Origin of the sequence: Streptomyces sp. NPDC093795, from assembly GCF_044764665.1 — a bacterium.
Lineage (GTDB): Bacteria > Actinomycetota > Actinomycetes > Streptomycetales > Streptomycetaceae > Streptomyces.
The window spans coordinates 240,754-255,158 of record NZ_JBIWIO010000013.1 but is presented as its reverse complement, the minus strand read 5'-3'; the positions used below and the strand labels follow the sequence as shown (position 1 = coordinate 255,158).

The window sequence follows — 14,405 nt, the reverse complement described above, 5'->3', positions numbered from 1 at the left end:
GGCCAAGCCACCTCATTGACACGGGCGTCGGCATCACGAGTGCCGTGGACGATGCCCGTGAGCTCGCTGAGGACGAGGTGAACGGCGCTCTCCTCGGCGACGGGCCCGTGAGCCGGGCCGGCCTGCCGCGTCCCCCAGGGACCGGGGTGGACCGGGCTCCTCCGCGCTCCAGAAAGCCTTGATGAGGGTCTGGACGAATTCCACGATCGAGGGCTGCCCGGGCACCCAGTCCAAGGTGCTTCAGGACTTCACCCGGGCGTGCATGTATACCCGCGACTACCGCGACCTGGCCGAATCTGCGCCGCATCCTCGGTGTGCTGCGTGAACTGGGATGTGATGGGTGGCTGGACTACAAGCGGGACTGCGACACCGCCAGAGGGCTGTACGGGCGCGGAGCGCTGTACGGTACGCAGTGCCCGGGAGCGTGGTCATCGAGGTCCCCCGGTGGTCAGTCGGGCGGAAGATGGACCTCGAGTCGTCGGATACGGCGGTCGCGGGGCATCGCCTGCCGTGACTCGGCATGACGCTCTGTCCTTCACGGCTCTGTCGTCACAGGAGGTCGGAGACGGCCTTCAGTGCGGCAGGCCAGGGGTAGGCGAACCGCTCGCCCTGGCCGGCTCGGTCGGCACGAACCCGCCCTCGCCGCACACAACGCGTGCGCCGGCGCCGCAAAGGGTCTCGATGGACCGCTCAAACTGCGGGTTCGCGGTGTAGGCGCGGTTGACGCACGGCATCATGGCGATCGGGATGCCCTTGCCGATGCCGGGGGCAATGCTTGATGAGGCGGCGGAAAGGTCCGTCGTCGGTGGTGCCGGCGGGGGCGGTGTAGCCGAAGCGGGCGCGGGGCTTGACCGTGATCCCGTGGGTGGTCGCGGCCTGGCGCTGTCGGCGACGGCGCACCTGGGGCTGTCAGCGGGCCTGTACCGCGGCGTCGCTGCACGCGGCGACCTCGCTGTACGGGTGCTTGCGGGGCGTTGCCGGTAGCGGTTGACGGAGTCGGCGGTGATGCCGATCTGGGCTTTGAGGGGCTTGGGCGGCCGGCGGGTGAAGTGCTCCTGACCGGCCCGCTCAAGCGCGTCCTCGACCTCTCTCACGGCATATTTCCTTGTTGAGTAGCGGGGGTGGGGGCACCGATGGCGCGTAGGGCGACCTCGGCACCGCGCGCCCCTACACCGGGAGGTGACACCGACCAGCCGCCCCCGGCTACACCCCGGAGCAGATCGCGGAACAGGAGCGGATGCGCCGGCTCGTCACCGATCTGTCGGCAGCCGTCGCTAACCACACCTTTTGGGCGACCCTGGAGCTGGGGCCGCCGCGGGCCGCGGCCCGTATGGCGGCCCAGGCCCGGGCCGCGGTGGCGGTGGTAGTGGTGACGGCGGCGGCGTAGACCGGTGGACAACCCTACGGGTCGTCAATCGGATGTCATGCGCCCGAGTTAGGAGTTGCTCCGCAGTTTTCCTTTCGGGGAATCGCTCCGCGACCCCGCTTGCATTCGCTCCGCGAATTCGGAAAGCGGCTGGCTACTGCGTGACGGCTGCCCGATTTTTGGTGCGGATTTCATGTGCTTGCCTTTCGGTCCCGTCGCGGGCATCGGTGCCGACGCGCGGGTCTCGAGGAAGTGTCGCCTCAACGTCCACTCCGCGACGCGTTTCCCGGTGGCGCTGCCGACGATGTCCGCGCTCCTGGTGTGGATTCCGGACCAGACACGCGCGTCGACGACGTCGCGGAGATACTCCGCGGAGTGTTCGTAGTGCCGGGTGGTGCCGATGCCGACGGAGTGGATGTCGAGGTCGACCCGCGAGGTGCCGAGAAGCGTTTCCAGAGTCCGCATGAGCGCTCCGGCCGTAGCGGCATGGCCGCTGAGGTAGTCGGGGTGCTCGGGTGTGGCCAGGAGCGGTTCCCACGCCGGGTCGGCTCGGGTCGCGGGATTGCCGTCCCTGTCGGCTTCGCGGATGGCCGTGATCGGCCGCCACGTGGCGTAGTGCAGCTTGGCGTCCCAGGCGGCGATCATCGCGTCCATCATGACGGTGTTCGCGGCGGCGTACAGCCGGGCGGTCTCGGTAACGTCGAAGCCATGTCGCGCGGCGCGGTCACCGAGCGCCCGTTGGATGTCGACACGCGCTACGAACAGCGCCGTCTCCGTCTGCCATGCGCTCCGCCGCGAACCGTTCTTCGCACCATAGGACTTCACTTCGGCCAAATCCCGCGCGTACCGCATGGAGGTCGGCTCGGGGGGCGGTCCCGGGCGGAACCGGCCGGGCTCGTCCATGAGGAACGGGCGGAGCCGACCGATCCACGCCGTCGCGAAGGGCCCGTAGCGGGGCGGCGCGGGTCGCCAGCCACCCGGCGTCGACGAGGGAGAGAACGGCACGGAAGCGCCTCGGTCGTCGTCGGCGCGCAGTGCCATGAGGTGCTGCGCCGCCCGCTTCCCGAACGCCACTCCCGCCTGCTCGCCGGGCCCGTCCGGAACTCTCGCCAACGAAGCCGTCCACGCGCTTCTCAGCAGGGGGCCGGCCTTCGGGAAGCCAGTCAGGAGCACCTGGTACGCCGCCGTCGCGGCAGCCGCCTCGGCCGACGCACCGCGGGGAGCGGCCACCCGCCAACGGTACGGGGTATAGCGGCCCTCAATGCCCACCACCGCGTTGTACATGGCCAGTGACACGTACGTGTGCCACACCGCCTCCTCCGGAGCGCGCAGCGAGCCCTCCGGGTCCACGGTCGCGGACACCCTCTGCGCCCATTCGCTGATCACCTGGTGGGCGTCCGCCGTCCCCGGGGCAGGAGGCGTCTTTGCCTCGGCGCCGTTGCTGCAAAGCGTTCCCAGCAGCAGCAACGCCGCGGCGGTCGCCGCTCCGCCTCTGAGCTTTCCGATGCGCATGGAGTGTCCCTTTCTGTCCAGGCAGCTCGCATGACCCGACAGAACACATGACACCTGGAGGGAAGCAGCAACCGTCGAACCAGCCGTCTGAGCGTGCGCGCCACCCGCTCGGGGGCCGGAGGGCCGCCATACTGACCCCCTAGCGGGTCTGTCCGCGATCGGGATGCGATGGACGTAGAGCCCCGTGTTCCGTGTCCCGCGCCAGCCTGGCGCGGGACACGGGACACGGGGCACGGTGCATCGTCAGGGCTGCATCCCTCTCCAGCGTTCGATCAGCTGCCGTGGAAACCGGGCTGCCCAGGCCAGGACGGATGCGGCGGGTGACGCCTCGGCGGGGGGGCGGGGAGGTCAGCCGACGGGGCTCGTGCGGTGTCGTACTGCTCCACGGCCCAGGGCAGGACGACGCAGGCGAGCAGGAACCACTCGTTACCGGTACAGCTCCCAGTCCTGCACGGGGAGCCGAGGCTCAGACCCTCCCACGTCCTCGAACACCGCGATAAAACCTCCGCGACGGCTCCCCAGCTCGCTACAACCAGTCCACAGGACGAGTATCGCCTGTGGCCCCACCGGACAGCGCCTTCGAAGTAACCGCTGATGAGCGCCCTTCAAGGCAAGTCACGGTCAAACGCTCTCAAACCGATCTCTTATGCGGGCAACACTTCGCCCGGCCGGTACGGAACCAGCCGGGCGGAGCGCCACAGTCCTGCGTGTCTGGCGGGTGGTGCTACCTCTTTCGGGCCTTACTCACCAGGAACGCCACCCCGACGATGACGACCAGGGCGATGGCGATGATCCAGAAGGGCGGAGTGCCCTCCCCGGCGCCCTTGGCTAGGAACTGGCCGTATGGCATGTCGTCCTCCCGCTGCTGTTTACCGATTTCGATGTCTAATTCAGGGCGCTGGTTGCGGCCTTCTCGCCCAGTTCGCCAGCCCCGTATCCGACGGCGAAGCAGGTGGCGCCGACAGCCAGCCCGCCCACACCTGCGGTGGGTGCGCTGACAGCGACGGCGACCGCGCCGCACCCGGCCTCGGCGGCGGCACCCGCCGCCAGGCCGACCCCCGTGGCCAGGGCGTCCTTGTAGTTGCCCTCGGACACGTCCTTGGCCATGCTGCCGATGTCGTACATGTCGAAGCCCTTGCCGACCGCGTCAAAAAAAGCCAGCCCGGTGGGGTCGATGCGGTTGACGGGGTCGCCTTCGGCGTAGAGGTAGGGGTTCTTCTCCTGGCCGGAAGGGTCGGTGCTGGTGAAGCGGCCGATGTTGGGGTCGTAGTAGCGGGCGGCGAAGTGGTAGAGGCCGGTGGCGTCGTGGTAGCCGCCCGCGAACTGGTAGGGCTGCGGGACCTGTTCCGAGGTTCCGGTGCGCTGGACGCCGCGGGGGCTGTAGGAGTACGTGTTGACCTTCGTGCCGGCCCCGTCCGCGAGCGCGACCACCGAACCGAGCGCGTCGGTGAGGTAGTAGTAGGACTTGCCTCCGGTGGTCATGGAGTTCAGGGTGCCCCCGGGTTCACGGTTGAATCCCATGTCGACGCCGCCGAGGCTCTTTGCGGACAGGCCGAGCGGTCCGTTGTGGAAGAACGTCTCGCCGAGCTTGATGCGCTCGCTCTGGTCCGTCGAGCCGTACTGGCCGGCGTAGGTCTTGCCGCCCACGATGACCGAGGTCATCTGGGAGTAGTCGGACCAGGTCTCCCCGGTGCGGGTGCCTTCGGGGGTGGAGGCGCCGGCGGTCTCGTTGCCGACCTTGTCGTAGGACCAGTTCGTCGCGACGCCGTTCTTCGCGGTCATCTGCTGGGCGTCGTTGATCGTGTAGGTGGTGCCGCGCGGGCAGCCGGGGTCGACGCCCTGTGAGGTGAGGTTGCCGGCCAGGTCGTAGCAGTACTGCCAGGACGAGTTGAGGGTGGTGCCCTTCTCCTCCTTGGCGTAGGAGAACCGGCCCGCCCCGTCGTAGCTGTAGGTCGTCTTCATTCCCGCGACCGCATCCGTCCGGGTGCGGATCTTGCCACCGTCCTTGAGGGGGGTGGTGGTGTTGGCGTCGTGGTCGTAGCCGTAGGTGTAGGCGAGGTCGACCAGCGTGCCCTTCGGGGACGTCGCCCGGATCTTCTCCGGTCGGTTCGACTTGTCGAGCGTGACCTCCTGGGCGGTGCCCCCGGGGTACGTCGTCTTCGTGCGGACGTCGTTGTTGTTGTACGTGTACGTGGTGAGCTTGCCGGTCGGGTCCTTGAACTGTGCGAGCTTGTTGACCTCGTTCCAGGTGTAGTCGGTGAGGCCCGCCGGGTCCTCGTACGTGTCCACGTTGCCCGCCGCCGTATAGGTCAGGCGGGTCTGCGAGCCGTTCTGCAAGGTGCGAACGGTCTCGCGGGACAGCGGATCGAACTCGTAGGAGGTGACGCCGGTGCCGTCCGACCGCTGGGTGAGATTGCCGTCTCCGTCGTAGGAGTAGGTGACGGTGGCGTAGCCGGAGGTGTCGACCTTCGTGATGCGGTCGCGGTGGTCGTAGGTGTAGAGAGTCGTGACACCGCGGCCGTCCTTGGCGGTGGCAGGCCGACCCAGGTCGTCATAGGTGTACGTCGTCACACCGAGGGGGGCGGGTGGGGTGACCTTGGTCAGATTGCCCTTGGCGTCGTATGTGAAGGACGTGGAGACCGACTTGGTCGACGACATCTTCGTCGTGACCTTGCAGCGCTGGCCCTCGAAACCGCCGCAGGTGGCAGTGGCGGGATTGTAGTCGAAGGACTGGGTCCCGCCGCCCGTGCCGGTCACAGCGACCGACTTGGTGTTGCCGGCCGTGTCGTACGTGTAGTCCGTCTTCTCCCCGTCGACGGTCGTCATCGAGCCGGGCAGATCTGCGCCTGAGAGCGTCTGGTAACCGGCCACGGCGGCAGTGGCTCCGGTGGGCAGCTTCGCCGAGGTGAGGTTGTTGCGTGTGTCCCAGCCGTAGGTGGTGACATTGCCACCGACGCCACCGACGCCCATCGCGTCCGTCGCGGTCTGCACGTTGTTGTTTCCGTCGAAGGTCTTCGAACGGGAGTGGCCGAGCGCGTCGGTCACCTTGGTGACCTTGCCGTCACCGTCGTGCTCGTACTTCGTGGCGTGCTGCTCGGGGTCGGTGACGGTCGTCGTGCCCGCGTCGGAGGGATAAACGCCAGTGTAGGCGTAGGTGTACGTGGGGCCGGTGTGTCCAGAGCTGCCGGTCTGGGTCGCCCGCAGCATGGAGATGACCCGGTTCTGGGCGTCGTAGCTGAAGACCGTCACCCGTCCTTCCGGGGTCGTGACCTTAGTAATCCTTCCATCGGCGTCGAAGGCGTAGGAAGTGGTCTTGCCTTCGGTGTCCGTGGTGCGCGAGAGGTTGCCGCTGGCGTCGAGATCGAAGACAGCGGTCCGGCCGGTGTGGTCCTTGGCCTGCCACTGGTTGGGATACGTCTTGAGCAGGTCGATCCAGCGGCCGGAGCGGGTCTCGGTCAGCTTGAAGCCCTTGTGCTCGCCGGTCTCATCGTGCTGGTCGACCGTGATCGTGCCTTTGTTGCGGTCGGTGACCTTCGTCAGCGTCCCGTTCGCGTCGTAGGTGTCCTTCACACCCGACTTACGATTGGTGAGTGTGTAGGTGCCGTCGGCGTTCTTCTTCAGGTCCTGCGAGTACCCCTTGGGCGTGGTGAGGGTGCCGTCGGCGTTCTTCGTGAACCTGACCGAGGCACCCGTCGCGTCGTAGGCGACGACCTCGTTCGTGAAGATGTGCAGGTACCGTTCGTACTCCTGCCACCAGCGGTCCGAGACCTTGCCGTAGGGCCCGTGCAGCGAGTTGTACGTACGTGCCAGGCGCAGTTTCTGTCCCACACCGGCGACCTCGAAGTCGGTCGCGGCCAGCATCAGGTTGCCGTTGGACAGGTTGATCCGCGCGACGAGGGAGTCGGTGATGCGGAAGTCTGAGATCTGGTGCCAGGGCACCGAGCCCTGTCCCTCGGGCACCCATACCAGGGTTCCAGTCTCGCCGGCCGTGCGGTTGGCCGTGACCTGACCCCCGTTCGACGGGACGCTGCCGGTGCGCGCGCGTTCTTTCTGTGCCGCCCGCCAGGCCGCCTCTTCCTTCGACGGCGCCGCCTCAGGCTTGCCGGGCACGGGCTTGGTCGATCCCACCTTGACCGGCGGGATCTCCAGAGGCGCCGCCTTCTTGCCCCACGCGGACCCGGGGCCCGGACCGGCCGCAGGCGCGGTGGCGAGTGCCGGAAGCGCCGACGCACCCAGCGCGAGAACCGCGATCGCCGCGGTCAGGGAGTGTCTTGCCGTCATACGGGCACGCCGAGAAGGCGTGCCGGAAGCACGCGAAGTCATGCACTTCCCCCCACGAGAAGAGATGTCACAGCAGCCCCATCGGCCACTGGAGCCGCACACGCTGCCACAGTTGCTTCCCGACCGGCCGGTGCCTGCCCGCCATTCAGTCGCACACACGGGCGAGAACCAGTCAAATATGCGACCGACCTTCCCGCCTCAAATCATGTCGCAGGACAACACTGGGCATGTCGCAAGACACTTTTCCTGAGAGGCAAGCTGACCGGAAACCGCTTTCCGCGAAAGCCGGAGCGCTTCCCGTTCCCCCAGTCAGCCAGCCTCGACGTCTCCCCCAGAGCGAAAGCCACGGCCGTGCCATCGCCACCACTACAGCCGATCCTGCACGGCTTCCGCCTGCCTGGACCGCAGTGGGCTGAGTCAAAGAGCGTTTTGTCCTGGCACCGCTGCGGAGCGGCCCGGCGTCCGGCTCTGCTCCCCTGTGCGGTGCGTCGGCCGAACTCGACCCCGTCCTGTAAGGCTTCGACACTGGATTCGACACCGACCAGCGAGGGTGACCGCTCCCGGACGCGGCTGGCGCGAGCCGGTGAAATGGAAACAATTGTTTCCATTTCAGGCTCATGAAAAAGAGGACGACCCTCAATCGAGTGCGTCCCCGGAAATGGATTACAGGGTTCCGGCGGTTACCCCCTATGGGGGGGGACAAATCGTTTCGCATGGTTTCATTTCGCCATGATATCGAAGCCGCACGCCAAAGATCGCTCGCCACAGATCGAACTCCGTATCGGTGGCGTGCACTTGACCATCGAGCGCATACCTGTCTGGCTGCTGACGCTCGTGCCCACTGCCGTTGGCACCGGGGTCGCTTGGTGGACGAGTCGATAGACCAGGGACATCTCGCGACATGCAGGCATGGGCCTCAGGCGGACTTCCGTCGCCGTGGCGTCGTGGTCTTCTTCGCGGTGGTCTTCCTGGCCGCGGTCGTCTTCTTCGGCTTCGGCATCTCGTGGACCGTGGCCGGCCCTTCTCCGGTCTCGCCGCGCGACTCCTTCGCCTTCGCCACCGAGGCCTCCAGGGCGGCCATCAGGTCGACGACCGGCGCCGACGGCGCCTCCTCCCCCGCGACCGGCGCGGGCGAGCGGTGCTCGGCCTTCGCGCTGAAGACCTCGACCAAGGCCTCGGTGTAGTGGTCGGTGAGCAGGTCGCCCAGGTCGGCCAGGTGCTCCACCGACATGTGCTCCATCGGTGCCCGCACCGGTGAAGTCGAAGATGTCTCCGTCTCCGGCGGGCACGGCACGTATCGGCTGGACTGGGACCGTCCTATCAGCATCAACCAGACCGGCGACCCGTCCCTCGCAGCCCACGACGGCCGTCCCGCCTTGGCCATCACGGCATGCTCCTCGGTCCAGTTCCACCCCAGCTGCCCGCCTCCCAACCGCCCGGGCCCGCGCGCTCTGGACGGCTGACCTGCATGGTCCGTCGAGCCACTGCCCGGCTGGCCCGGCACCGCCCACCCCCACACCGGTGAGGTGACCGGCGGCCGGGAGCCTCCCCCGGATACATCCCCGAGCAGATCGCGGAGGAGGAGCGGCTGCGCCGGCTCCTCACGGACCGGAGGCTGTCGGCACCCACCCGTACTGGGACACCCTGGAGCTGGGGCCGGCGCGGGTCGCGGCCCGGATGGCGCTGAAGCACCTGCCCGAGGTCCAGGCCGACGTCCAGGCCCAGGCCGAGGTGGCGGCGTAGCGCGGTGAGCAACGTCGAGCCGGAGATAGCCAGCCGCTTACCGGGACGACATCGGCTGAAGTGCCGCCCCGAACTGGAACCGCCGCGACACCGGCTGGGGGACCGCCCCCACGCCGTCGGCAGCCTTCTCGGCGGCGGTGGCGCCAAGCCTCCTGGGGAAGAGGAAGTGGACTGACCTCGTACGCACCGAGGCCGCGTCCGCAGGAACACTCCTGCGGGCGGGGCCTCGTCGTACGCGCGCCGCCGGCCACGACTCGGGGGGGTATCCGTCGACGGCGGCGCCGACGCCGCTTCTGCCCACGGAATCGCACCCCACACCTCGCCGCGGCGGCTACTTCGGCGGGCTGCTCGACGGAGCCGGCGGCCGGGGCGAGGCCGAGGGGGCCGTCGTCGGGAAGGCGGGCGGCGGTCCGGCGGCCACCGCGTCATCCACCGACACGCTCGGCACCTCGGCCGGCGCCTTGCCCGGCTCGATCCGGTCCACCACCGGGACGATCGCGTCGTACATGCGGCGGGCCAGCGGCTCATCAGCGGAGTCCCGGAAGTTCCCGCCGTGGGCGTCGTAGTCGAGCTTGCGCAGGTACTCGACCAGCTGGGGTCCGGTGAGGGTGACCTCGATCAGTCCCCGCCGGCCCTGTTCGCCGCCGAGCTTGCGCGGCTTCACCTCGTCGAAGGAGGTGCCATTCGACTGGGGCCGGCCGCCCTGCCGGGTGCGGTCCCACATGTCCTGCGTGCTGACGATGCTGAACTGGGCGACCCCGGCCGCCTTGTTCAGCCGTTCCTCGTGCTGGGGCGGGGAATCGGTCCCGCATCCCGACAGGGTGACGGAGGCGGCGAGGACGGCGAGCGCGGCGGCGACGGAGCGGAGCCGGCGGGAGCGGCGGTTGATGATCACCGGGCGATTGTGGCGAGACGCTCCCCGCCTCGGGGTGCCTTCGCTGCCCCGGTCACCGGATCGAGTGCACCGCGCCGTACGACGGCCCGGCCCCGCCCGCAGCGCCGACGAGGGCGAGGGCGGCGGCCGTGGTGTCGGCCAGAGTCGTGCACACCGGCACGCCGTGGCGGCGGGCGACGTAGATCAAGTACCTGTTGCGCTCCGGGTTCGGGCAGTCGGGAGGGCAGCCGAGGACCGCCCGGCCCGTCGACACGTCAAGGCCGAACTCCACGTTGCTGGTCCTGCTGCTCGTACCGGTCCGCGCGTACGCCGCCACGGGACTCGGGGCTCAGGACGGTCAGCGGTACGGTGCCGGTCCACTGCGCGGCCAGGAACCGGACGGCGTCCGGCGCCAGGACGGGGCACTGGGCCTGGTGGTCGTGGAACTGAAGCAGTAGCGGACCTGCCGGGTTCTCGACGCCGAGCGAGGTCATGCGCACAGACCGGGTGGTGACGGCCCATCCGGTGTTCCAGGTCGCGGCCTAACTAGAACACCGTACGCGCCGTGATGGAGGGCCTCCAACCTTTAGGTCGTTCCGTACGAATCAGAACCAATGGCGTGAACAAGGATGCTCCTCGATCGGCGCGAAGGTGCCTCCCTGACACGTGGAGGGACCGACGCCTGGCAGGACGGCTGGAAGGCCGCGCAAGTGGGGAGGGGACGGTACGACCCGCGGTCCAACCGCCCGCGGGGCGACCAGGGAGGACACATCCATGGCACAGGCCCACCGACCGACCGGCACCAACTCCGGAGCCTGTTCCCCGGGATCGACCCCTGCCACCCCACGGAACTGGCTCCTCCGGCTGGGCGCGCCGCCCCTCGCGGCGACCGCGCTGACGGCGACCGTCGCGCTCTCCATGACCCTGGTCGCCTTCGGGAACATCACGGACTTCGGGACCAACCAGCAGTTCGTCCAGCACGTCCTGAGCATGGACACCACGTTCAAGGACCCTGACCTGATGTGGCGAGCGGTCGAATCCCCCACCCTCCAGAACGCCGCCTACGTCGCCATCATCGCCTGGGAGACACTGGCCGCTTCGGTCCTCCTCACCGCCACCTGGTTCTGGATCACGGGGCTGCGCCGCAACGCGTACGACCGCGCCCGCGCGGCGAGCACCGTGGGCCTGGTGATGACGCTGCTGCTCTTCGGGATGGGCTTCCTCGCGATCGGCGGCGAATGGTTCGCCATGTGGCAGTCGTCCGACTGGAACGGTCTGGACGCCGCAGCCCGCAACGTCGCGCTGGCCGCCTTCACGCTCCTCCTCGTGCACCTGCCCGGTGTTCGCCGGGCAGGTACCGAACGGACCTGACGCCCCTCGGCAGACGCACGGGGACCACGAACCCCGTGTGTCTGCGCAGGAGGCCGACCACCGCCCTAGTCGCCGCGAGCCTCCGCGCACCACCATCGATAAGTACGACTTCTTCCTCTTCGGGGCAGGGAGAGACGCCCCGACACGGGATACGGTCACCCGACCGGGCGCGCACCCGCTCACCGAGCAGCCCACCAGGATTAACCTGCGAAAACGGGCGGTGTCCAAAGCCAGCGGTTCAGCCGCTACTCGGTGCAACCCGCTCCGGGGTGAGCGCGGCCGCAAGCCGGTCCAGCCGCTCGTAGAGGGCGCGGACGAGGCGGCCGCGGTTCTGGACGCAGTGCAGTGCCTTCGATCGTCGTGGACAGCCGGCTTTCTGCCTCGCGCAGGACGACATCGGCGAGCGCCTTGGGGCCGCTGTCCTTGGGCGACTGGGCGGCGCGGCGGCGGACGTCGGAGGCGACCGCGCGGGCGTGGCCGGTCAGCTGGAGGGCGATCTGCTCCAAGCCGCGGGTGGTGAGGGTGTCCTCGCCGGTCCACGCGAGGACGGCCGTAACGAGGCACTCGTACGGTTCACGATCCAGCGGGAGCCCGCCTTCGATGAGGACGTCGAGGTCGTACAGGCCGTGTGGCGGCTGGTGTGCATGGCGGGCCTCGCTGCCGGGAGCGTCGTGTGCGGGTGGCCGGCGGTCACCGCTGGGGGTCCTCGCCGCTTTCGGCCCCGTCGTCCTGGTCCTCGTCGTGCTGGCCTAGGAACCGGGCGAAGCCACGGTCCGCGCGGGCGAGCAAGGCCGGTGAAGGGGCGCCGTAGGCGGGCGACTGCAGGCCGCGGCAGCCCTCCGGGGCCGGGGAGGTGGAGTCGGTGTGTGCGCGCATGAGGCCCCGCCTCTCCGGCTGGTGGTCCGTCGGTGCCGTCGACGCTACGTACCTGCGGTCCGGGCTGCCGCGGGTCGGAGGCGGTGGTCAGGGTGCAGGTGACGCCCCTTGGGGGTCGGTGTACGTCACTCCCGCGGGAGGCCGGCCGTCGGTGCCACGGCCAAGCCCCGCGCCTCCGTTCCCCGCCCTCGTACGGTCGGTCAGACTGAACGGGCGTGATGCCGGGATCGGCCGGACCGACACCGAGAAGGTGCCGCCGGCCGAGATGGAGCTCCAGTAGCCCGGCGGGCGCGGGGGCGGGCTCGTCGCCCCTCACGCACAGCCCTCACGGACTCAGCTCGCCAGCCCACTGATCGCGTCGCCGATGTACTTGGCGCCGAGGACGATCAGGACTGTGGTCATGATGGCCGCGTTGTGGCGGCCATCCATGCCTTCCACTCGCCGAGTACCTTCGCCGACTTTCGGCCGCCGAGGAGGTAGACGCCGAGCGGCAGCAGGGTGCACAGGGACGCGATCAGCACCATCAGGACGGCGGCGGCCGTCTTCCCGCCTGTCGAGGCCGTACTCGCGGCGATGGAGACGGCGCCACCGACCGCCAGGACAAGGTTCTTGGGGTTGGCGACGGCGAGCGCGGCGGCGAGTCCGGCCGACTTGCCCGGGGTGAAGGTGTCGATCGCTTTCATCCAGCCCGGTGGCTCGGCCGCGCGTCCCTCCCGCGGTCGGTCCTTCCACTGCTTGACGCCCATGAGCAGGAACAGGACGCCGAGCCCCAGCTTCAACCACAGGGGCCACGAGGCCGGGCCCTCGTCGTCGGCGCCGGAGGCGTCACCGCCCGATCCGGCGAGAACGACGACCGTGACGAGCACGGCGAGCGAGACCAGCCAGCCCGCTGTGAAGGCGACGCCGTTGCCCCGGCCCTTGGGGGTGGCCAGCATGAGGATCACGGCGATGAGCGGCAGGGGGCTGGTGGCGATGCCGACCGCGGAGGCGAGCATCTGCCCGACGGCGTCTCCCACGGTGGCCTCAGCCCTTCGCCACGATGGGCGGCAGCTGGTAGGTGCCATCGAGGACGGACTGCCTGGGCGTGTAGAGGCGGATCATGGGCCGGAAGTCGCCTTCCGGGGCGGGCAGCCAGTTCGCCGCCTCGGCCGGGCTGTCGGGCCGTTCCCGTTGGATGACGACGGTCAGCGAGCCGTCCTCGTCGTACGCCAGGCCGGGGGTGCGGTCGCCGAGTGAGTAACGGCCCGCGGGGTTGGCGACGAGGTAGTACTCAGGGGTGTCGTACATGGTCACCGACCAGAACGACTCCACGGGCGGCGGCTGCTCGAAGCGCAGGGTGTAGGAACGGGATCCGTTCAGCTGTTCGCCGTCGGAGTCGGTGAAGGTATGCGCGTACACCGCCTCGTAGCCGTGGTTGCCCCACAGCGCGGCCCGTGCCGCGGCGGCCCGTACGAGGTAGGACGCCTCCCGGTCGGTGATCTTCCACTGCGGCGCGTCGATCGTCCCGATGCCGAGGTGGTCGAGGTTGTAGTCGAACAGATGCGGGTTGGCCTCCCAGGCGCCCGGCGGGCGTCCGTCGTCGTCAGGGGGATTCGACGCGGCTTCGACCCTCGCCCTACCGGCCGCCAGCCCCTCGGTGAGGGCTTTGACGAGGGCCGGGTCGGCGTTCACGTACGGCGTGGGGCCTTCTTCGAGGAGCCCCAGGGATTGGAAGCGTTCCTGGTAGTCCTGGTCGGGGCCGGCGGGCGGGAAGGTCGCCATCCAGAGGCGCAGCTGCTCGTAGAAGCGCAGTTCCTCGGGCACGTCGGGATCCGGTGCGGGCAGGCCCGTGCGGTGGGTGGCTGTGTCGAGCGGGGTGAGTGTGAGCCGCTGCTGCAGAGCATGAACGCGTGGCATGTCGTCGGGGCCGTCGCATGCGTTGCGGCCCACGATGGAGAGCACTGTGGTCGGTGCCTCGATCACCCCGCGCACCTTGTCGGGTGCGCTGCCGGACCAGCCGGGCGGGACGATGAGCCAGTCGCCTTCTTCCGTGCCGGTGGCGCGTTTTCCCAGGTAGGCGAAGTTGTTGCTCCATACGTCCACGAACTGCAGGACGTAGTACGCGCCGGCGGTGTCCGGGACGTGGAGCAGGATGGGGCCGCCGGAGAGGTCTACCTGGGCGATGGAGTAGACGGTGTCGTTGTTCACGGACACGAAGTGGGCGTCAGGGGTGGCCAGTTTGGTGGAGTGCCCGAACTGGTTGAAGGGGGTGGGCGCCAGCGAGCCGAAGCCCTTCTGCATGAACGCGGAGATCATCGACACGTCGAAGACGAGGGGGTAGCCGTAGACGTACGCGTCGGCGGCCAAATCGGTGAGGCTGGCGGCGCTGGTCTTGCTGGTCAT

At 69.1% G+C, this 14,405-nt stretch carries 11 protein-coding genes and 2 pseudogenes; 1 reads left to right on the top strand and 12 read right to left on the bottom strand.

Going from position 1 to position 14,405, the window contains the following annotated elements:
- Positions 1-765 precede the first annotated feature (765 nt).
- From tpg to ACIRB7_RS30410, 8 genes and pseudogenes are all read right to left on the bottom strand, one after another.
- A pseudogene (gene tpg / locus ACIRB7_RS30445) lies at positions 766-1,094 on the bottom strand (telomere-protecting terminal protein Tpg); the annotation flags it as partial.
- A 341-nt stretch (positions 1,095-1,435) separates the two neighbouring features.
- Positions 1,436-2,878 carry a vanadium-dependent haloperoxidase gene (locus ACIRB7_RS30440; protein ID WP_403604937.1) on the bottom strand — a complete coding sequence of 481 codons (1,443 nt, stop codon included), beginning with the start codon at positions 2,876-2,878 and terminating at the stop codon, positions 1,436-1,438.
- A 724-nt stretch (positions 2,879-3,602) separates the two neighbouring features.
- Positions 3,603-3,728 (bottom strand): hypothetical protein, encoded by a 126-nt coding sequence (locus tag ACIRB7_RS30435; protein WP_403604934.1) that lies wholly within the window; start codon positions 3,726-3,728, stop codon positions 3,603-3,605.
- 35 nt (positions 3,729-3,763) lie between these two features.
- The gene (locus ACIRB7_RS30430; RefSeq protein ID WP_403604931.1) at positions 3,764-7,159 is read right to left on the bottom strand and encodes an RHS repeat-associated core domain-containing protein; all 3,396 of its coding nucleotides are present in this window, start codon (positions 7,157-7,159) and stop codon (positions 3,764-3,766) included.
- A 916-nt stretch (positions 7,160-8,075) separates the two neighbouring features.
- Entirely contained in the window at positions 8,076-8,411 is a 336-nt protein-coding gene (locus tag ACIRB7_RS30425) for a hypothetical protein (RefSeq protein ID WP_403604928.1), read from the bottom strand.
- An 822-nt stretch (positions 8,412-9,233) separates the two neighbouring features.
- Positions 9,234-9,797, bottom strand: coding sequence for a hypothetical protein (locus ACIRB7_RS30420; RefSeq protein WP_403604925.1), 564 nt, complete (start codon positions 9,795-9,797; stop codon positions 9,234-9,236).
- A 52-nt stretch (positions 9,798-9,849) separates the two neighbouring features.
- Positions 9,850-10,068, bottom strand: coding sequence for a hypothetical protein (locus ACIRB7_RS30415; protein WP_403604922.1), 219 nt, complete (start codon positions 10,066-10,068; stop codon positions 9,850-9,852).
- Positions 10,052-10,276 (bottom strand): hypothetical protein, encoded by a 225-nt coding sequence (locus ACIRB7_RS30410; RefSeq protein WP_403604919.1) that lies wholly within the window; start codon positions 10,274-10,276, stop codon positions 10,052-10,054. Before ACIRB7_RS30410 ends, ACIRB7_RS30415 begins: the two co-directional genes overlap by 17 nt.
- A gap of 274 nt (positions 10,277-10,550) precedes the next feature.
- Here ACIRB7_RS30410 and ACIRB7_RS30405 point away from each other — a divergent pair, with 274 nt between their 5' ends.
- On the top strand, positions 10,551-11,147 hold the full coding sequence (locus ACIRB7_RS30405) for a DUF2165 domain-containing protein (protein ID WP_403604916.1): 597 nt from the start codon (positions 10,551-10,553) through the stop codon (positions 11,145-11,147).
- A 238-nt stretch (positions 11,148-11,385) separates the two neighbouring features.
- On the opposite strand, the pseudogene ACIRB7_RS30400 reads toward ACIRB7_RS30405, so the two are convergent.
- The 4 genes and pseudogenes from ACIRB7_RS30400 to ACIRB7_RS30385 form a co-directional block, all read right to left on the bottom strand.
- Positions 11,386-11,793, bottom strand: a pseudogene (locus ACIRB7_RS30400) (DUF6415 family natural product biosynthesis protein).
- Positions 11,794-11,837: 44 nt separating this feature from the next.
- Positions 11,838-12,023, bottom strand: a complete 186-nt coding sequence (locus ACIRB7_RS30395; protein WP_403604913.1) for a hypothetical protein — start codon at positions 12,021-12,023, stop codon at positions 11,838-11,840.
- Between the two features lie 398 nt (positions 12,024-12,421).
- Positions 12,422-13,039 (bottom strand): GAP family protein, encoded by a 618-nt coding sequence (locus tag ACIRB7_RS30390; protein ID WP_403604910.1) that lies wholly within the window; start codon positions 13,037-13,039, stop codon positions 12,422-12,424.
- Positions 13,040-13,046: 7 nt separating this feature from the next.
- The gene (locus tag ACIRB7_RS30385; RefSeq protein ID WP_403604907.1) at positions 13,047-14,405 is read right to left on the bottom strand and encodes a DUF1254 domain-containing protein; all 1,359 of its coding nucleotides are present in this window, start codon (positions 14,403-14,405) and stop codon (positions 13,047-13,049) included.

Excerpts from the sequence above, each read along its gene's own strand:
- ACIRB7_RS30440 (WP_403604937.1), bottom strand. The coding sequence starts at position 2,878 with ATGCGCATCGGAAAGCTCAGAGGCGGAGCGGCGACCGCCGCGGCGTTG.
- ACIRB7_RS30405 (WP_403604916.1), top strand. The coding sequence starts at position 10,551 with ATGGCACAGGCCCACCGACCGACCGGCACCAACTCCGGAGCCTGTTCC.
- ACIRB7_RS30385 (WP_403604907.1), bottom strand. The coding sequence starts at position 14,405 with ATGACCAGCAAGACCAGCGCCGCCAGCCTCACCGATTTGGCCGCCGAC.
- ACIRB7_RS30430 (WP_403604931.1), bottom strand. The coding sequence starts at position 7,159 with ATGACGGCAAGACACTCCCTGACCGCGGCGATCGCGGTTCTCGCGCTG.
- ACIRB7_RS30435 (WP_403604934.1), bottom strand. The coding sequence starts at position 3,728 with ATGCCATACGGCCAGTTCCTAGCCAAGGGCGCCGGGGAGGGCACTCCG.
- ACIRB7_RS30395 (WP_403604913.1), bottom strand. The coding sequence starts at position 12,023 with ATGCGCGCACACACCGACTCCACCTCCCCGGCCCCGGAGGGCTGCCGC.